The organism is Haloechinothrix sp. LS1_15, from assembly GCF_033042135.1.
Taxonomy (GTDB): Bacteria; Actinomycetota; Actinomycetes; order Mycobacteriales; family Pseudonocardiaceae; genus Haloechinothrix.
In genome coordinates, this window is the sequence record NZ_WBXM01000014.1 from 1 (window position 1) to 17892 (window position 17892).

The following is a 17892-nucleotide window of genomic DNA, read 5'->3' on the forward strand; positions in this document are numbered from 1 at the left end:
CGCCTCGCTCGCCTGGAACGGGAAGTGTTCCAGCGCACCTCCTGACAGGAAGACAGCGCTCACGGCGTCACGGCGCTTACAGCACAGCCACCGACAGCGCCTGCGCGGCCTCGCTTCCCAGGGCATGGGTGGCATCGTGCGGCGGGGTCAGCAGGGTCGAGCGCGCCGTAGGACTCTGTAGTACATTGTAGGTGTGGCTTTGCGGGTGGATTGGAGTAGGCGTGCTGACTACATATATGCCCGACATGCGATCGACCCGGAATGGGCCAACGAGGCAGTACGCGACGAGCACGCCGTGTGGTTGGTGCCGGACCCGGCCAGCCGCTCCGGCCACTCGGTCCGGGTGATCGGGTATTCGATCACGGCAGGGATGCTGCTGACCGTTGTCCTCGTCCGACAGCATGCTGATCCGGCTCAGTTGCCGGGACGGGGACTGGTGGGGCAGCAACGCATGGCGTTCCAATCAACGCGACCGCCGCATCTATGGAGAGACGGAACGATGAGCAGGATCGATGACCTCCTCGCAGAGGAAGGCGCGGCAGCGGAACGCTCCGAGATATCGGAAGCGCTGCCCGAGCACGTTCAGGTGAGCCGACCCAACCTCGGCCGCACCACGGTGGTGTCGGTACGACTGTCCGCCGAGGAGCACGACCGGCTACAGGAAGCCGCTGACGACGCTGATCTTCCCCTGTCCACGCTCGTCAGGCTGTGGGCGCTGGATCGGTTGCGTGCCGAACGCGAGGGCGGTGGCAGTGTGTCGGAACGCCTCGCTCGCCTGGAACGGGAAGTGTTCCAGCGCACCTCCTGACAGGAAGACAGCGCTCACGGCGTCACGGCGCTTACAGCACAGCCACCGACAGCGCCTGCGCGGCCTCGCTTCCCAGGGCATGGGTGGCATCGTGCGGCGGGGTGCCGACCTTGACGACCAACGGCCCGCCGAAGGGCTGGCGTTCGATCACCTCCACACGCGCGCCCAGCCCGATCTGGCGATCGGCCAGGAACCGCAGCAGTTCCGGATCGGTGTCCCAGACGCGCACGATCTCGCCGACCGCTCCGGGTTCGAGGTTGTCGAGCTGGCGAGTGTCCAGCTCCTCGACACTGCCGTCCTGGGCGGGGATCGGGTCGCCGTGCGGGTCGCGCTGCGGGTTGCCGAGCTTCGCGGCGATGCGGTCGACCAGCCTGTCGGACACGGCGTGCTCCAGCGCGTCCGCCTCGGTGTGCACCTCGTCCCAGGTATATCCCAGCTCCGAGACGAGGAACGACTCGATCAGCCGGTGGCGCCGCAGCACCGACCGCGCCAGCGCGTATCCCTCGGCGGTCAGCCCGATCCCCCGGTAAGGCACGTGCGCGACCAGGCCCTGCTGCGACAGCTTGGTCACCATCCCCGACGCCGAGGACGGGCTGACCGACAGCCGCGCCGCGAGCGAGGTGTTCGTGACCTCCTCACCCCGTTCGGCGAGCCCGTAGATGACCCTGACGTAATCCTCGATCGACGAGGACCGCCGGTCCAACTGCTCAGGCATGATTCCACGATACGGTGCCGGATTCGGCAGCTCACGGCAGCGCCCGGTTAAGCCTTCCAGCGGTACCGTACCCACCCGGTCACCGGATAGGCACCCAAGCTGGCATAGAACCGGGCGGCCTTGTCGTTGCCTTCCTGCATCTCCCACTCGACCCGGCCGCCGGTGCGGGCACGCAGCTCGTCGAGCAACTCACGTCCGAGGCCGAGGCGGCGGTAGTCCGGCCGGATGAACAGGTCATCCATCCAGATCCCCGGCTTGCCTTCCCAGGTGGAGAAGTTCCAGCAACAGAACACGAACCCGGCCACCTCGTCCGGTTCACCCTCCGGGTGCGCCAGCACCACCCAGGCCTTGGGGTGCTCGCCGAACAGGTGATGCGCCATTGCCTGCCGGTCGAGGCGCAGGTCGCCGTTGCCCTCGTAGGCGGCGTGCTCCTCGATCATCGTGCAGATCTCCTCGACGTCGGACGCTCGCGCGTCGCGCACCGGCATCATCGGCCTCCCGTGTCGCTGTTCAACCGTCCGCGGGTATCGCTACCGGCTACCCGCCGCTGGTTGCCTCGTGGACCATCTCCCCACCGACCACCGTGGCCCGCACCGCCACGCTCTCCATGGTGTCCTGCCTGGTCGGGTCGTCGCTGAGCACGGCGAAATCGGCGCGCTTACCCGGCTCGATGGTGCCGAGGTCCGCCTCGGCGAACGCCGCGTAGGCCGAGCCGGCCGTGTAGGCGCGCAACGCCTCGGTCGGGCTGATCCGCTCGCCCGCACCCAGCACGTAGCCGCTCGCGGTGCGCCTGCGCACCATGTCGGCCATCCCCAGCAGCGGTGCCCCCGCCACGACCGGACGGTCCGAGCTGCCCGGCAGCACGCACCCCGCGTCGAGGAAGCTGCGTTGCCGGTAGCACCACGCCTCCCGCTCCGGGCCGAGGGCGCTGCGCATGCCGTCGCCGATCTCGTTGACGAACCGCCCCTGCGGCACCGGGATCGCCCCCAGCCCGGCCACCCGCCGCAGGTCACCGTCGCCGATCACGCCGCAGTGCTCGATGCGGTGCCGGTGATCGGCGACCGGATGTGCCGCCAGCGCTGCTGCGTAGGCGTCCAGCACCACCGAGATCGCCCGATCCCCAATAGCGTGGGTAGCTACCTGCCACCCGCTGCGGTGCGCGCGCAGCACGATGTCGGCGATATCGGCCTCAGCTGTCTGGAAATAGCCGGTGTTGTCCGGCTCCCCCGCGAACGGCTCGTGCATCGCGCACGTCCGCCCCACCAGCGAGCCGTCCGCGAACAGCTTCACCGGGCCGAGCCGTAGCCTGCCGTCGCCGAAGCCGGTGCGCATCCCCAGGTCGAGCCCGAAATCGACACCGTCACCCCCGGCGGCCTGCAGCGGATGCAGCGCATCCGCCGAGGCCATCAGAATGACGCGCACCCCGAGCTCCCCGCGCTCGCGTGCCAGCTGGTACGCGGCCAGCTCCACCGGGGTGCTGCCGACCAGGCCCGCGCCGATCCCTGCCTCCTGCACGCTGGTGATGCCCTCCGCGAGGTATCGCTGGCTCGCCCGCGCGATACCCCGGCCGACCTCGGCCAGCGGCACCGGATACAGCAGCGGATCCAACAACCCCTGCGCCCGCTCCCGCAACAGGCCCGTGGGGCGTCCCGCCTCGTCACGGACGACATCCCCACCCGGCGGCACCGCCGCGAGATCGATCCGGTCCAGCACGGCCGAGTTCACCACGCACATGTGGCCGGTGGTGTGCTTCAACCGCACGTAATGGTCCGGTGCCGCCCGGTCCAGACCGTCGCGGGTGGGGTGACCGCCCCCGAGCTTGGTCTGGTCGTAGCCGTTGCCGTGGATCCAGCTGCCGGCCGGTTGCCGGGCCGCGCGGTGAGCCACCGCGTCGTAGAGCTCCTCCAGCGAGCCGCACGCTGCCGCGCTGACATCCAGCTCGTCCAGACCCATGCCGTACCAGGCCATGTGGTTGTGCGCGTCGTGGAAGCCGGGCACCACGGTGGCGCCGTCCAGGTCGACCACCCGCCGCGCGGGCAGCTCCTTCGCCTGCTCGCCGAGGGCGATGACCCGGCCGTGGTGCACCGCGACGGCGTCGGTGACCTGAAAATCCCGCCCGGCCAGCAGGCGCGCGCCAGTGAACACGGTGTCGGCCGCCCACCCGGCAGCGGTCACCCTCACACCCCTTCCCGAGGCCATCGACTGCATCCGCCAGAACTCTATCGATCGATCGACAGGCTCGTCTAGACTCGCGAGCATGGTGGGACAGCAGCCGACGAGCACCGTGGAATCCGAGAGCAGCGGCGGGGTGACCACGATCTGGCTCAACCGTCCCGATCGACGCAACGCCGTCACGGCTGGGCTGGTCGAGGACCTGCTCGGCGCCCTCGATGCCGTCGCCACCGGCCGTCAACCGGCCGGGGTGGTGCTGCTCGCCGGGAAGGGAAAGGCCTTCTGCGCGGGCCACGATCTCAAGGAACCCGTACCACCCGGCGACTCCCGTCCCCGGCTCGAACGGCTCCAGGAGGTCACCCGCCGCATCCGGGCGCTGCGGCAGCCGGTGATCGCGGTGGTGCAGGGCTGGGCCGTCGGCGCAGGCGCCGAGTTCGCCCTCGGCTGCGACCTCGTACTGGCGGCCGAGGACGCGGCGTTTCGCTTCCCCGAAGTCGGGCTCGGCCTGAGCGTCACCGGTGGCGCGTCGCGCCTGCTGCCCGCGATCGTCGGCCCGCTCAAAGCCAAGGAACTGGTGTTGCTCGGCGAACCGGTGGACGCGGCGGCAGCCCAGCGGCTTGGCCTGGTCAATACCGTGCTGCCCGCAGACGAGCTACATGCGGGCGCGCGACAACGGGCGCAGCAGCTCGCGGCGAACCCGACGGCGGCGGCGCTGGCGAAGCGAGCGCTGGACGCTGGCCCCGAGTCCAGCTTGGATGCCGCGCTGGAGCTGGAGGTCACTCACGCGCTGCTCACCGAAACCTCGGGGGAGGCTTCACTTCCGACCGACCCTGCGGTACAGGGCCGGTCATGACGGGAGGAGCCGCAGACGGATGGCACGGCACCGCTGTCCCGGATACGCTGGACGCCCTGGTGACACGCGCGGCGCGCCGGTGGCCGGAGCGCACGGCCTGGGTGTTCGACCACACCGGCACGCGCTACACCTTCGCCGAGGTGCGGCAGTACAGCGACCGCTGGGCGAGTCGGCTGGCGGCGGCCGGGGTCCGCGAGGGTGACGCCGTTGCGGTGATGCTGCGCAACCAGCCGGAGTTCCCGCTGCTGTGGTTGGCGCTGGCGCGCCTTGGTGCGGTGCTCGTGCCGGTCAACACCAACTACCGGGAGCTGGACACCGCGCACGTGCTGGACGATTCGCAAGCCAGGCTGGTCGTGGCCGCAGGCGAGTTCACCGAGCTGCTGGCGGGCTTGGCGCGCGAACGGGCCGGCCTCCGGGTGCTCACCCCGGTTGACCTCGCCGGGCTAGCGGGCGAAGAGGTACCCGCGACCGGTCCCGTGCCGGAGCGGCCGGTGAACATTCAGTACACCTCCGGCACGACCGGCACACCGAAAGGGTGCTTGCTGCCGCACCGCTACTGGACCACGCTGGCGAGGAGCATGGTCGAGGAGTTCCCCCACCTGTCCGAAACGGACACCATGCTGACCGCCCAACCCTTCCACTACATCGATCCACAGTGGCACGTAGCGGTCGGGCTCGCCTCAGGGGCGGCGCTGGTGGTGCTGGATCGCTTCCACCCGTCAAGCTTCTGGGACAAGATCCGCGAGCACCGGGTGACATGGTTCTACTGCCTCGGCCTCATGCCGAACCTGCTGCTGCGACAGCCGGACCGTGACACCGACACCGACCACGCGCTACGGGCGGTGTGCGCCTCAGCGATCCCCAGGGAGCAACATGCGGAGCTGGAGCGCCGCTGGGGTGTGCCGTGGTTCGAGGCATTCGGCATGACCGAGACCGGTGCCGATCTGCGTGTTCGGGAATGCGATCACGATGCGGCTGTCGGGACCGGCTGTATCGGGACACCGATCCGCGACCGCGAAGTCGCCATCCTCGACGAGTCCGGCGCGATCCTGCCGCGCGGCGAGACCGGAGAACTCGCCATCCGCGGCACCGGAATGATGCTCGGCTACCACGGCAGGCCGGACGATACCGAGCGCGCCTTCCGGAGCGGCTGGTTCCACACCAGGGATCTGGCGCGTATGGACGCCGACGGCAGGGTTTACTTCGTCGGCCGACGCAAGGACATGATCCGCCGCAGCGGGGAGAACATCTCCGCGGAGGAGGTCGAGCGGGCGCTGACGCTGCACCCCGATGTGGCGATGGCGGCGGTCACCGCCGTACCCGACGACCTGCGAGGCGAGGAGGTGCAGGCCCACGTAGTGCTCGTCGAGCAGGCCACGGCCGCTCCCGAGGAGCTGGCCGAGTTCTGCGCGCGGAAGCTGGCATACTTCAAAGTGCCCCGCTATTGGCGCTTCGTCGATAGCCTTCCGATGACGGCGTCGGAACGGGTGGCCAAGGGGCGGTTGGCCACTGGCGGTGACCCGCGCACGGGCTCGTACGACAGGGCAGAAAGGCGATGGCTGTGAGCTCCACCAACGCCCGTATCCACCGGGCGGCGATCGGTCTGTTCGCGAGCAAGGGCTTCCACGGGGTAGGTATCAGGGAACTGGCACAGCACGCCGAGCTGTCCTCAGCCAGCCTGTACCACTACATGGGGACCAAGGAGGCACTGCTCGCCGAGATCATGCGGGATTGCCTGAGCCGCCTGGTCACCGCCGCGCGCCGCGCCACGGCCGGTGTGATCGATCCCGTCGAGCGAGTCGGCAGGCTCGTGGCCCTGCACGTCCTCGCGCACGCCGTGCGCGCCGAGGAGACTGCTGTGGTGGACAACGAGGTGAACTCGCTGTCGCCGCAGCTGCGGGAATCGATCGTGGCCATGCGCGACGACTACGAACGGCTGTGGGCAGACGCCATCGCCGATGGCGGTCAGTCCGGGTCGCTGCACCACGACCCGCACGGTGTGGCACGCCGCGGTCTACTGGAGATGTGCAGCGGGGTCGCCCGCTGGTACTCGGTCGACGGTCCGATGTCGCTTGACGAGCTCGCCCGGCGGTACGCAGTGCTCGCGCTACGAGCACTCGGAGTCACCGATCCCCCGGCACCCGATGTGGACGCCTGCCGCGCGGTCGTGGCTGAAATCTGGGGCAGTACCCTTACCGGAAGCCAGGCGTAGGGGACACTCGTGCACTGCACCGTGCTGTGGTCGCCGCCGCTACCCGACAGTGTCCGGTTCAGAGATCTGCTCAGCGAGCCGGAGCTGGAACGGTTCGAGGCATACCGGCTCGACGCTGACCGGCGCCGCTTCCTCACTGGGCGGGTGATGGCGCGGCACGCGGTCGCCGAACGTACCGGGGCGGCAGCGGGCGACATCGTGCTCGACGCGCGCTGCTCCGGCTGCGGCAAGCACCACGGTAAGCCACGCGTGGTTGGCACCGGAGAACAGTGGGAGCTGTCCATCGCACACTCCGGAGACTGGGTGGGGGTGGCGCTGGCCAAGACCGTCCAGGTCGGTCTGGACGTGGAAGCACCGGCCGGTCGGTCGGCGGGCAGTGTCAACGGGCTGATCGACTACACGCTGGACGGGTACGAGCGCGTCTCGCTGACGGCCGTCCCCGACGAGGCACGGGAACGGTCGTTCCTCCGATACTGGGTGCGCAAGGAAGCCGTGATGAAAGCCGTGGGACGTGGGCTCCAGATCCCACTGCGCGGCGTGTCCGTCTCCGCGCCATGGGAACCGCCACTGTTGCGTGGCTCCACGGACGCATCGCTGCATCCGGATCGCATCAGCCTGCACGACCTCTCCGGCTCGGGCGACCACCCGGCCAGCGTCGCGGTGCTGACCACCGAGCGGGTCACGGTCACCGAGCGGCAGTGGGGCGCGCGTTAACACACGATCAGGCGGGCGGGTCGGGGACGGATGCAAAACCGGCGGTACCATCCAGCCACGGGGGATGGTTCGCACCGCGGATGCCGAGCCGTCACACGCAGCCACCACGAGGCCAGGGAGTTGTCCAATGAGCAGGCTCACCGTAATCGTCGGCGGGATCCTGACCGTCACGGGAATCATTGCCTACGCGGCGACCGGAGCCGCGAGCGTGACCGCGCTGATTCCCTCCTTCATCGGCGTGCTGCTGATCGTGTGCGGTGTCCTGGCCCGCAAGCCAACGCTCCACAGGTACAGCCTGGCGGCCGCGATGGTGATCGCCCTGCTCGGCGCGCTGGGCGCGCTGCGGAACGTCGCCGATCTCGGCGAGCTGTTCGCGGGCACCGCCGACACCCCCTCGGCCGTGATCACCAGCACCATCATGTTCGTGCTACTGGTGGTCTACCTCGTTGTGGGAGTGGTCCAGTTCCTGCGGGCGCGCCGCTCACCCTCTTCCGGCGAACGCGTCTGACGCGGGCCGGGCGCCTCCGGCACCCCGAGCGCTCTGCCCTATGCCAGCAGCCCGCACTCGATCAGCGCCTGGCGGATCACCTCGGTCTCGCGTTCGTCCGCCGCTACCAGGGGAAGCCGGGGTGGGCCCGCCGGATAGCCGAGCAGGTTGAGCGCGGCTTTGATCGGGATCGGGTTCGTGGTCACGGTCAGCGCCTGGTAAAGCGGCTTGAGTGAGGCATCGATGTCGGCACGCCGGTCCGGCTCGTCGACCATGCGCCGTAGCTGCTCGCCCATGATATGGCTGGCCACCAGAATGCCGCCGCAGCCACCCAGATCGAGGGTACGGGCGAGCACGTCGTCATTACCCGCGTAAAGGCCGATGCCCTCGACCGGCGCCAGATTCGCGTTGTTCGCCTGCTTGACGTAGTCGATCCGTTCGATCGTCGCCAGCTCGGCCAACAGGTCGTTGGGCATGTCCGTGCCCGTGCGGGTCGGGATGTTGTACAGGATGATCGGTTTGTCTGTCGCCCGCGAGATCTCGGTGAAATGCTGCACCAGGCCGCGGCGGTTGGGACGGTTGTAGTACGGCGTGACGGATAGGATGGCATCGGCCCCGAGGTCGGTCGCTCGCTCGGTCATGGCACAGGCTTGGGCCGTGTTGTTCGAACCGGTGGACGCGACCACGGTGGCCCCAACGGGGCGCTCCGCACAGGCGAGCTCGATCACTCGCAAGTGCTCCTCATTCGACAGTGTGGCTGCCTCGCCTGTCGTCCCGCAGGCAACGATGCCGTCCGAGCCGTGGCGCACCACGTGGTGGAACATCGAGACGAAAGCGGACTCGTTCAACCGCATCTCGCTGTCGAACGGGGTGATCAACGCGGTGAGAATCGACCCGAGCGGTGCGTGCGTCATGACCGACCCCTCCCTCCTCCCGAACCTCGGCCTGGCGGCCACAACCTTCCCTGTCAGAGTCTCGCGCAAGCGCCACGCCGGTCAAGCAGCAGGCGAACGCGTGCCGTGATCAACCACGATCGCGTTTCCCTGGAGGCACCGGACAGATCCAGCAACGTCGACCACATCCCACGCGCCACCACAAGCCGGACCCACTACCAGCTCCGGCTCGCTACAGTTCGGGGGACAGCCCCATGGCGCGGAGCAGGGTCCGGAACTTGGCGGTGGTTTCGGCGAGCTCGGCCTCGGGTTCGGAGGCCGCGACAATCCCGCCGCCCGCATACAGCCGAAGCGTGCGCGAGGCGACCTCGGCGCAGCGGATCGACACCACCCATTCGCCGTCGCCTGCCGCATCGACCCAGCCGATGGCACCCGCGTAGTAGGCGCGGTCGAACGGCTCCAGCTCGCGCACCAGCTCCCGAGCGGCGGCGGTGGGCGTGCCGCACACCGCCGGTGTGGGATGCAACGCCGCCGCCAGTCGCAGCGCGCTGACGTCCTCGCGCAGCTCCCCGGTGATCGCGGTACCCAGGTGCCACATCGTCGGGGTCGCCTCTAAGGCTGGAGCCGCAGGCACATCCAGGTTCCGGCACAGCGGTCGCAGCGCATCCACCACGGCCTCGATCACCATGGCGTGCTCGGCGTGATCCTTCGCCGAGGCCAGCAGCGCCGCCGCGTGCCGCTCATCTGTCTCGGGATCACCCGTGCGGGGAGCCGAGCCAGCGTGCGGGTGCGCGATCACCCGGTCTCCCCGGCGCCGCACCAGCAGCTCGGGGCTGGATCCGACCAGCGTGCGTGGCACCGCCCGCTCACCCGGCAGGTCAGCGGCGAAGGTGAACCCGGTCGAATGCTCCCGCACCAGGTTGTACAGCAGCACCGCCGGATCGATCCCGATGTCGAACGTGATGTCGAGCGCCCGCGCCAGCACGACCTTGCGCAACGGGTCGGCGTGCGACCCGTCGCCGTGCAGCTCGTCGAGCGCACGCCGCACAGCCGCCCGGTGCCGTTCGGGCTCCGGCACCGGCGTGACCGTCGCCGGTGCCGGCACGGCTCGGGCGGCCCGCTGCCGCACGGCCTCGTGTGCCGGTTCCGAGGTCCACAACCGCTGAGGCACGGTCAGCCGCGCCGGGGTGGCCGCCGAGTCAGCATCGAACGGCAACACCCCCACCGCCATCGAGCCGGGGGCGTCGGCCAGCACGCGGTCGAGCTCGCGATCGAGCTCGGCCGGGTCGTGACCCTCCACCACCACGCCCGCACCACGGGCCAGCACGGTGCGCTCGGCGGTGGAGAGAAAGAAATCACCCCTGCGGTACTCGTCGAGCAGCGCGACGGCCTCGCGTGCGGGCTGCGCGGCCGCCCCGGCCACGCTGTTTGCGCCCGACACGCCCGACGTACCCGAACCGCGGTCAGCCACGGTCACCGCGCCAACCTCGACACGAGGGGCCTGAATCTCCCTCCAGCGGATGTCACGCGATCGATTGTCTCATCGTCACGAGCGTGCGCGCGCAGCACTAACCCTCACGCCAGCCGCGATACCGCGGGCGGCGTGTTCGTTGGTGTCCGGTGGGTTATGCGGGTGCCGGTTACTTGAGCGCTTCGACGAGCGCCTCGCGCTGCCGCTCGCCCAGGCCTGCGGCGCGCCGATCCGGGTCGATGCCGATCTGCTCCATCAGGTTGGCGACCTTGACGTCACCGAAACCGGGGACCGCCTTCAGCAGCGCGGCCACCTTGGTCTTGCCGATGGTCTTGTCTTCCTTGGCTCGCTGGAGCACCTGCTCGATGCTCCGCTCGCCGGACTTGATCGACGCGAGCAGCTCGGACCTGGCCTTACGGGCTTCGGCGGCCTTGGCCAGCGCCTCGGCACGCTGCTCCGGTGTCAACGTGGGCAGAGCCAACGTAGCTCATCCTTCCTTGTTCGCTGTCATGCTGCCGAACACGCACAGTCACCGGGATGCCACCCGATGTCCGGTACGCCTGACCGGCAGTTCCGTGCTATGCCTCCAGTAAACGCCACGTTCGCGAGTTCAGCAGCACCGACACGCAGTGATCCGGCGAATAACCCACCGGTCGTGGGTGCCCGCCACCCGGTTCCTCCATGATGAGGAGCCACCCACGCCGCTCCGACGATATTCTCGCGGCATGCGTAGCACGATGCAGAACGGAGAGCTGTCCATCGGCCAGCTGCTCCGTTACGGGAGCCAAGTCCACGCTTCGAGCGAGGTCGCCACCTGGACCGGTGACGGCTGTCGGCGAGTGAGCTACGGCGAGGTCGGCAGACGCGCCGCCCGGCTCGCCCATGCGCTGCGTGACCTCGGCATATCCGGTGACCAGCGGGTAGCCACGTTCATGTGGAACAACAGCGAGCACCTCGAGGTGTACCTGGCGGTGCCCGCCATGGGGGCCGTGCTGCACACGCTGAACATCCGACTGTCGGCGGAGCAGTTGGTGTTCATCGCCAACCACGCCGAGGACGAAGTGGTCATCGTCGACAGCACCCTGGCACCTGCCCTCGCGCCGCATCTACCCGAGATGCGCACCGTGCGTCACGTGATCGTCACTGGCAACGACTCCAGCGTCCTCGACGCGCCTGCCGGGATCACGGTGCACTCCTACGAGGAACTACTCGACGGCAGGCCCGACGAGTGCGACTGGCCCGAGGTGGACGAGCGCGCCGCCGCCGCGATGTGCTACACCTCCGGCACCACCGGTGACCCCAAGGGTGTGGTCTACTCCCATCGATCGATCTGGCTGCACTCGATGCAGGTGTGCATGACCGACGGCATGGCGCTGTCCCAGCGCGACACCACCCTGGCGATCGTGCCGCAGTTCCACGCGATGTCCTGGGGCCTGCCGTATGCCGCCTTCATGGTGGGCGCCTCGTTGGTTATGCCGGACCGGTTCCTGCAGCCGGAGGCCATCGCGCGGATCCTGGCGACCGAACGGCCCACCTTCGCCGCCGCGGTACCCACCATCTGGCAGGGACTGTTGCACCACCTGGAGGCGCACCCACAGGACATCTCCCACTTGCGCGAGGTGGTCGTCGGTGGCTCGGCGGCCCCGCCGTCGCTGATGCACGCCTTCGAGGAGAACTATGGCGTGTCCGTGCTGCACGCCTGGGGTATGACCGAGACCTCCCCGCTGGGCAGCGTGGCGCGCCCACCCGCCGGGGTCGAGGGTGAACGGGCCTGGGCTTACCGCTACACACAGGGCCGATTCCCCGCCTCCGTCCGTGCCAGGCTGATCGACGACTCGGGTACCGAACTGCCATGGGACGGCAGCAGCGTGGGCGAGCTGGAGGTGACCGGTCCTTGGATCGCGGCCGGGTACCACGGCGGCGCCGACGACGGGAAGTTCCGCGACGGCTGGCTGCGTACCGGCGACGTCGGCCACATCACCCCGGACGGTTACCTCACGCTGACCGACCGGGCCAAGGACGTCATCAAATCCGGCGGCGAGTGGATCTCCTCGGTGGAACTGGAGAACCACGTCATGGCACACGACGCGGTGGCCGAAGCTGCCGTGATCGGTATCCCGGACGCCAAGTGGGAGGAGCGCCCACTGGTGGCCGTGACGCTCAAGGACGGCAAGCAGGCTGGTGCCGCGGAGCTGCGGCAGTTCCTGGACGGCAAGGTCGCACGATGGCAGCTGCCGGAGAACTGGACCTTCGTCGACGAGATCCCCAAGACCAGCGTCGGCAAGTCCGACAAGAAACGGCTCAGGGCCGACTTCGCCGCCGGGTCCCTCGAGGTCCGTCGTATCGACTGAGCGCGATACACGATCAGCCCCCCGTACGCCCGGCCGGGTGACAGTGCGAGGATAGCGGCGAAGCGTGGGTGAGGCGGTGGTGCGTACCCGCCTCGTGCGCTGTCGCAACTCGACACACCGGGGGGTTCTGTGGAACGGCACATGCTCGAGGTCATCGAGCTGACAAAGCGTTACGGCGACATCACCGCACTCGAGAAGGTGAGCTTCACCGTCCGCTCGGGGGAGCTGTTCGGGTTCGTCGGCAGTAATGGCGCGGGCAAGACGACCGCGATGCGCATCATGCTCGGCGTCCTCGCGCAGGACGCCGGGCGGGTGCGCTTCGACGGGAACGTCATCACCCCAGAGGTCCGGGCGCGCTTCGGGTACATGCCCGAGGAGCGGGGCCTGTACCCGAAGATGAAGGTGCTCGACCAGCTGACCTACCTCGCGCAGCTGCACGGCCGATCCGCCAATGCCGCACACACCGCTGCCGAACACTGGCTCGCCCGCCTCGACTTGCGGGAGCGGCGCCACGACGAGGTCCAGAAGCTCAGCCTCGGCAACCAGCAACGGGTGCAGCTTGCCGCCGCGCTGGTACACGAGCCGACGGTGCTGGTGCTCGACGAGCCGTTCTCCGGCCTGGACCCGGTAGCGGTGGACATGATGAGCGGGGTGCTGCGGGAGCAGGCCGCAGCGGGTGTGCCGATCGTGTTCTCCAGCCACCAGCTCGACCTGGTCGAGCGGCTGTGCGATCGCGTCGGGATCATCCGAAACGGGCAGATGGTGGCGACCGGAACGGTCGAGGAGCTCAGTGCCGGGGCGGTCAGCCAGCTCCGCGTGGTGGTGCCCGGCGCGCCGGCCGGATGGGCGCGCGGCCTGGACGGCACCAGGGTGCTCAGCGAGCAGGACTCCACCACGCTGCTCGAGCTGGAGCCGGACGCGGACGAGCAGGCGGTGCTCCGAGCTGCGATGGAACACGGACCGGTCACCGAGTTCAGCAAGCACCGGCTGTCGCTGGCCGAGCTGTTCCGCCACGTGGTCACCGAAGGGAGCGCGGCGTGAATACACCAGAACCGGGGGGATCCCTCCACAATGCCTTCCGATCGGCCACCCGCTCGGTGACGCTTGTCGCGCGGCGAGAGCTGCGCACGAAACTCCGCAACCGGGCGTTCTTGCTGGGCACTGTGGCCATCATCGCCGCGATCGGCGGGTTCATCCTGCTACAGATGACCCTGCTCGCCGGCGCAGGCACCAGCACGGTGGCCCTCGCCGGGCAGGCCACCCACATCTCGGCGGAGCTCGAACGGAACGCGGAGCAGCTCGGTCTCACCGTGGAGACCACCACGATCGACGGCGACGAAGCAAGGACGGCCGTAGAGGCCGGTGACGTCGACGCCGTCGTCGAGGGTTCACCATCGGAGTTCCATGTCCTCGTCGAGTCCGATCTGAATGAGCGCCTTGAGCTGGCGCTTTCGGCCATTACCCAGCAGCAGGTCATGACCGCGGCGCTGGCACAGGCCGGCGTGGACAATCCCGCTGCCGTCATGGCGCAGGCATCCGAGGCGGATGTGGACGTCACCGCGCTGTCGGGCACCACCCCGGAGGACAACCAGCGCCTCATCGTAGGCGCGATCATGGCGTTCCTGCTGTTCTTCAGCATCACCACCTACGGCGCTTATGTTGCCCAGGGTGTGGTCGAGGAGAAGTCCAGCCGGGTGGTCGAGATCCTGCTGTCCACGATCCGGCCGTGGCAGCTGCTGCTCGGCAAGGTCGCCGGTCTCGGGTTGGTGGGGCTCTCCCAGTTGGTGATCATCGGCGGGGCCGGCCTGGTGCTGGCGACCGCGACGGGCGTCTTGGAGGTCACCGGTGTCGCCGTTGGCACGCTTGCCTGGGGGGTGCTGTGGTACCTGCTCGGGTTCTTTCTCTACGCCACGATCTACGCCGCAGCGGCCTCCCTGGTCTCCCGCCAGGAGGATCTGCAGTCGGTGCTGACTCCGGTGACCATCATCCTGGTGGGCGGCTTCGTCGCCGGGTTCAACGTGATGCTCCATGACCCCGGCAGCACCGCAGCCGTGGTGTTGTCGCTGGTGCCGCTGCTGGCACCGATACTGCTCCCCGGACGGATCGCCGCGGGCGACATCGCCGCGTGGGAGATCGGTACGGCCATCGGCCTCACCCTGCTCGCGGTCGCCGCGCTCACCTGGCTGGGCAGCACCGTGTATCGCAATGCCATCCTGCACATGGGCAGCAGGATCAAACTCACGGCTGCGCTGCGCCAGGCGCGGACGTGAGCTCGGCGTAGCGTCGCAGCGCCTCACGACGTTCGTGGTCGTGCTCGACGATCGGTAGGGGGTACGTACCGCGGCGTTCCGCGGTGACACGCCACGGCGTGTGCACAGCGGAACCCGGCAGGCCTCGCAGCTCAGGGACGTAGGTGCGCACGAACTCACCCTCGGGATCGAATCGCTTTCCCTGGATGGTGGGATTGAATATCCGGAAGTACGGGGCCGCGTCCGAGCCGGATCCAGCGACCCACTGCCAGTTCAACTGGTTGGAGGCGAGATCACCGTCCACCAGGTATCGCATGAAGTGCCGGGCGCCCCATTGCCAGGGCAGGTGCAGGTCCTTGACCAGGAAGCTCGCGGCGACCATCCTGATGCGATTGTGCATCCATCCCTCAGTGCGTAGCTGGCGCATGCCGGCGTCCACAACGGGGTAGCCGGTGCAGCCGGCGCACCACGCGTCGAATGCCTCCTGCGCCTGGGGGCCCGAGTCGTGTCGCATCCGATCGAACCGCCGGTCGAGGTTCTGGCGGGCCGCGTCAGGATGGTGCCAGAGTACGTCCGCGTGAAACTCACGCCAAGCCAGTTCCGACCGGAACGCCGCGGCACCCTCACCGCTGATCCCGGACAGGTCCGCCAGGAGGGTCCGTGGGTGGATGCATCCCCAACGTAGGTACACCGACAGCCGTGTCGTTCCCGGTCGATCGGGCCGATCGCGGCGCTCGGCGTAATCGGTCACACCAGTAGCCAAGAACTCCTGCCACACGGCGTGTGCCGCTCGCTCACCTGCGGTGGGCAGTCGCATTCCTGCCAGATCAGGCTCGTCCGGAACTGCGATCCCGGGCACCTCGGAGTGCAGGTCGGACGGATCGAACCACCTGGCGCTGTCCACTCCGGTCGGCGCGGGTGATGGCCAGCCGTGTCGCGACCACGCGCGCGAGAACGGGGTGAAAACGCGATACGGCTGGCCGTTGTCCTTACAGACCCTGCCGGGGGTCACCGCGTACGGGGAACCTGTCGCCTTGAGCTCGATACCGAGCCTGGTCAGCTCGCGCGCCACGACGCCATCCCGCGTGCGGCCGTATGGAGCATTGTCCGCGGTAATGTGCACGGTCGACGCGCTGCAGGCACGTGCCACCTCGGGCACGACCCGCGCGGGATCGCCTCGCACGATGAGCAGCCTGCCGTCCAGGTCCCTGTCGAGCTCGCGCAAGCACCGGTACGCGAACGCGACCCTGGCCGCCCCGGCCCTTTCCAGCAGAGCATCGTCGAGAACGTAGAGCGCGAGAACGTGCCTGGCCTGGCGCGTGGCCGCCAGCAACGCCGGGTGATCGTGCAGGCGGAGGTCTCGCCGGAACCACAGTACGGCGACTTCATCGGTAACCACGAGCAGCTACGGTACGGGCCCCGCGTGCCCGTACCGTAGCTGCCTCGTGGCTGTCGTGTGCCGGTGGCGTTGACGTGATTACCGCTTGTCCACCGACACGTAGTCGCGCATCGGTGCCCCGGTGTAAATCTGCCGGGGGCGGCCGATCTTGCGTGCCGGGTCGATCATCATCTCCCGCCAGTGCGCGATCCAGCCGGGCAACCGACCGAGCGCGAACAGCACGGTGAAGTACTCGGTGGGAAAGCCGAGCGCCCGGTAAATCAGGCCGGTGTAGAAGTCGACATTGGGGTAGAGGTTGCGCTCGATGAAGTAGTCGTCGGAGAGCGCGGTCTCTTCCAGCTTCTTCGCGATGTCCAGCAGCTCGTCGTTCTTGCCCAGCTTGCTGAGGATCTCGTCGGCGGTCCGCTTGATGATCTTGGCGCGCGGGTCGTAGTTCTTGTAGACACGGTGGCCGAAGCCCATCAGCCGCACGCCGGCTTCCTTGTTCTTGACCCGTTCCACGAACTTGCCGACGTCACCGCCGGAGGCTCTGATCCCCGAGAGCATGTCGAGCACAGCGGCGTTCGCGCCGCCGTGCAATGGCCCGAACAGGGCGTTGATTCCGGCCGAGATGCTGGCGAAGAGGTTCGCCTCCGAGGAACCGACAAGCCGGACCGTCGAGGTGGAACAGTTCTGCTCGTGATCGGCGTGCAGGATGAACAGCTGGTCCAGCGCGCGGGCGATGTCCGGATCCACCTCGTAGGGTTCCGCGGGCAGTCCGAACGTCATCCGCAGGTAGTTCTCCACCAGCCCCAGCGAGTTGTCCGGGTACAGGAACGGCTGGCCGATGGACTTCTTGTAGGCGTAGGCCGCGATCGTCGGCACCTTGGCCAGCAGACGGATCGTGGACAGTTCCACGCTGGTCTGGTCGAAGGGGTTCAGCGAGTCCTGGTAGAAGGTGGACAGCGCCGACACCGCACTGGAGAGCACGGGCATGGGGTGGGCATCGCGCGGGAACCCATCGAAGAACCGCTTGAGGTCCTCGTGCAGCAGCGTGTGCCGCTGGATCCGCTCGACGAACGCCGTGAGCTGGTCCCGCGACGGCAGCTCGCCGTAGATCAGCAGGTAGCTGACCTCGAGGAAGCTCGACTGCTCAGCCAGCTGCTCGATCGGGTAGCCACGATAGCGCAGGATACCCGCGGCGCCATCGATATAGGTGATCGCTGATGATGTCGAGCCGGTGTTGACGAAGCCGGGATCGTAGGTGATGTACCCGGTTGATGCCAGCAGGTTCCCGAGCTGGATACCGGGAGCGCCTTCGACCGCGGGTACTACCTGCAGTTCGTGCTCGCCGCTTGGCAAACGGAGCGCGACGGTGTCTCCGGCCTCGTTGCCTGTGGCACCGGCAGGCGTGGCTGCGTCGGACATGCACGTCCCTCTCAGGTCGTGCGAGACGGTGGTGCCGCCGCGGGGACACCGGCGAGTTGCGCCGGTGGATCGTCGGCGGACCCGCACCACGCACCGCCCCGCTGGGGTGTCAGTTCAGCTCTACGCTAGTCGACGGTAGCCCCTTCGCGCAGCACCTCGAT

At 68.6% G+C, this 17892-nt stretch carries 17 protein-coding genes; 9 read left to right on the forward strand and 8 right to left on the reverse strand.

What is annotated here, in order from left to right; genetic code table 11:
* Positions 1–499: 499 nt before the first annotated feature.
* Positions 500–808 carry a plasmid mobilization protein gene (locus F8178_RS17890; RefSeq protein ID WP_317495993.1) on the forward strand — a complete coding sequence of 103 codons (309 nt, stop codon included), beginning with the start codon at positions 500–502 and terminating at the stop codon, positions 806–808.
* A 31-nt stretch (positions 809–839) separates the two neighbouring features.
* Here F8178_RS17890 and F8178_RS17895 read toward each other — a convergent pair whose 3' ends face one another.
* The 3 genes from F8178_RS17895 to F8178_RS17905 are packed head-to-tail and all read right to left on the reverse strand — an operon-like array spanning position 840 to position 3698.
* Complete coding sequence (locus tag F8178_RS17895; protein ID WP_317495994.1) at positions 840–1523, reverse strand: metal-dependent transcriptional regulator; 684 nt, start codon at positions 1521–1523, stop codon at positions 840–842.
* 47 nt (positions 1524–1570) lie between these two features.
* Positions 1571–2011 carry a GNAT family N-acetyltransferase gene (locus F8178_RS17900; RefSeq protein WP_317496102.1) on the reverse strand — a complete coding sequence of 147 codons (441 nt, stop codon included), beginning with the start codon at positions 2009–2011 and terminating at the stop codon, positions 1571–1573.
* Between the two features lie 49 nt (positions 2012–2060).
* Positions 2061–3698: an amidohydrolase gene (locus F8178_RS17905; RefSeq protein WP_396345753.1), complete on the reverse strand. Its 1638-nt coding sequence runs from the start codon at positions 3696–3698 to the stop codon at positions 2061–2063.
* An 82-nt stretch (positions 3699–3780) separates the two neighbouring features.
* Between F8178_RS17905 and F8178_RS17910 the strand changes: the two genes are divergently transcribed.
* From F8178_RS17910 to F8178_RS17930, 5 genes are all read left to right on the forward strand, one after another.
* On the forward strand, positions 3781–4548 hold the full coding sequence (locus F8178_RS17910) for an enoyl-CoA hydratase/isomerase family protein (protein WP_317495995.1): 768 nt from the start codon (positions 3781–3783) through the stop codon (positions 4546–4548).
* Positions 4545–6113, forward strand: coding sequence for an AMP-binding protein (locus F8178_RS17915; protein ID WP_317495996.1), 1569 nt, complete (start codon positions 4545–4547; stop codon positions 6111–6113). The genes F8178_RS17910 and F8178_RS17915 overlap by 4 nt, the downstream gene beginning before the upstream one ends.
* A complete protein-coding gene (locus tag F8178_RS17920) occupies positions 6104–6760 on the forward strand; it encodes a TetR/AcrR family transcriptional regulator (RefSeq protein WP_317495997.1) in 657 nt (218 codons plus the stop codon). The genes F8178_RS17915 and F8178_RS17920 overlap by 10 nt, the downstream gene beginning before the upstream one ends.
* Before the next feature lie 9 nt (positions 6761–6769).
* Positions 6770–7474, forward strand: coding sequence for a 4'-phosphopantetheinyl transferase superfamily protein (locus F8178_RS17925; RefSeq protein ID WP_317495998.1), 705 nt, complete (start codon positions 6770–6772; stop codon positions 7472–7474).
* A 127-nt stretch (positions 7475–7601) separates the two neighbouring features.
* Positions 7602–7982: a hypothetical protein gene (locus tag F8178_RS17930; protein WP_317495999.1), complete on the forward strand. Its 381-nt coding sequence runs from the start codon at positions 7602–7604 to the stop codon at positions 7980–7982.
* A 38-nt stretch (positions 7983–8020) separates the two neighbouring features.
* On the opposite strand, the gene dapA is transcribed toward F8178_RS17930, so the two are convergent.
* The 3 genes from dapA to mihF form a co-directional block, all read right to left on the reverse strand.
* Positions 8021–8875 (reverse strand): 4-hydroxy-tetrahydrodipicolinate synthase, encoded by an 855-nt coding sequence (gene dapA / locus F8178_RS17935; protein WP_317496000.1) that lies wholly within the window; start codon positions 8873–8875, stop codon positions 8021–8023.
* Between the two features lie 211 nt (positions 8876–9086).
* Positions 9087–10277: an isochorismate synthase gene (locus tag F8178_RS17940; protein ID WP_317496104.1), complete on the reverse strand. Its 1191-nt coding sequence runs from the start codon at positions 10275–10277 to the stop codon at positions 9087–9089.
* Between the two features lie 217 nt (positions 10278–10494).
* The gene (gene mihF / locus F8178_RS17945; RefSeq protein WP_317496001.1) at positions 10495–10806 is read right to left on the reverse strand and encodes an integration host factor, actinobacterial type; all 312 of its coding nucleotides are present in this window, start codon (positions 10804–10806) and stop codon (positions 10495–10497) included.
* A gap of 244 nt (positions 10807–11050) precedes the next feature.
* Between mihF and F8178_RS17950 the strand changes: the two genes are divergently transcribed.
* The 3 genes from F8178_RS17950 to F8178_RS17960 all read left to right on the forward strand — a co-directional run bounded on the left by F8178_RS17950 (position 11051) and on the right by F8178_RS17960 (position 14946).
* Entirely contained in the window at positions 11051–12676 is a 1626-nt protein-coding gene (locus F8178_RS17950; RefSeq protein WP_317496002.1) for a long-chain fatty acid--CoA ligase, read from the forward strand.
* Positions 12677–12817: 141 nt separating this feature from the next.
* Positions 12818–13717 (forward strand): ATP-binding cassette domain-containing protein, encoded by a 900-nt coding sequence (locus F8178_RS17955; RefSeq protein ID WP_317496003.1) that lies wholly within the window; start codon positions 12818–12820, stop codon positions 13715–13717.
* The gene (locus tag F8178_RS17960) at positions 13714–14946 is read left to right on the forward strand and encodes an ABC transporter permease (protein ID WP_317496004.1); all 1233 of its coding nucleotides are present in this window, start codon (positions 13714–13716) and stop codon (positions 14944–14946) included. Before F8178_RS17955 ends, F8178_RS17960 begins: the two co-directional genes overlap by 4 nt.
* Here the strand turns inward: F8178_RS17960 and F8178_RS17965 are convergent.
* Positions 14915–16324: a deoxyribodipyrimidine photo-lyase gene (locus F8178_RS17965; protein WP_317496005.1), complete on the reverse strand. Its 1410-nt coding sequence runs from the start codon at positions 16322–16324 to the stop codon at positions 14915–14917. The genes F8178_RS17960 and F8178_RS17965 overlap by 32 nt on opposite strands.
* Before the next feature lie 78 nt (positions 16325–16402).
* A complete protein-coding gene (locus F8178_RS17970; RefSeq protein WP_317496006.1) occupies positions 16403–17731 on the reverse strand; it encodes a citrate synthase in 1329 nt (442 codons plus the stop codon).
* Positions 17732–17892: the final 161 nt, after the last annotated feature.

Excerpts from the sequence above, each read along its gene's own strand:
- F8178_RS17920 (WP_317495997.1), top strand. The coding sequence starts at position 6,104 with ATGGCTGTGAGCTCCACCAACGCCCGTATCCACCGGGCGGCGATCGGT.
- F8178_RS17895 (WP_317495994.1), bottom strand. The coding sequence starts at position 1,523 with ATGCCTGAGCAGTTGGACCGGCGGTCCTCGTCGATCGAGGATTACGTC.
- F8178_RS17930 (WP_317495999.1), top strand. The coding sequence starts at position 7,602 with ATGAGCAGGCTCACCGTAATCGTCGGCGGGATCCTGACCGTCACGGGA.
- F8178_RS17915 (WP_317495996.1), top strand. The coding sequence starts at position 4,545 with ATGACGGGAGGAGCCGCAGACGGATGGCACGGCACCGCTGTCCCGGAT.
- F8178_RS17950 (WP_317496002.1), top strand. The coding sequence starts at position 11,051 with ATGCGTAGCACGATGCAGAACGGAGAGCTGTCCATCGGCCAGCTGCTC.
- F8178_RS17955 (WP_317496003.1), top strand. The coding sequence starts at position 12,818 with ATGCTCGAGGTCATCGAGCTGACAAAGCGTTACGGCGACATCACCGCA.
- F8178_RS17900 (WP_317496102.1), bottom strand. The coding sequence starts at position 2,011 with ATGCCGGTGCGCGACGCGCGAGCGTCCGACGTCGAGGAGATCTGCACG.
- F8178_RS17970 (WP_317496006.1), bottom strand. The coding sequence starts at position 17,731 with ATGTCCGACGCAGCCACGCCTGCCGGTGCCACAGGCAACGAGGCCGGA.
- dapA (WP_317496000.1), bottom strand. The coding sequence starts at position 8,875 with ATGACGCACGCACCGCTCGGGTCGATTCTCACCGCGTTGATCACCCCG.
- F8178_RS17910 (WP_317495995.1), top strand. The coding sequence starts at position 3,781 with ATGGTGGGACAGCAGCCGACGAGCACCGTGGAATCCGAGAGCAGCGGC.
- F8178_RS17890 (WP_317495993.1), top strand. The coding sequence starts at position 500 with ATGAGCAGGATCGATGACCTCCTCGCAGAGGAAGGCGCGGCAGCGGAA.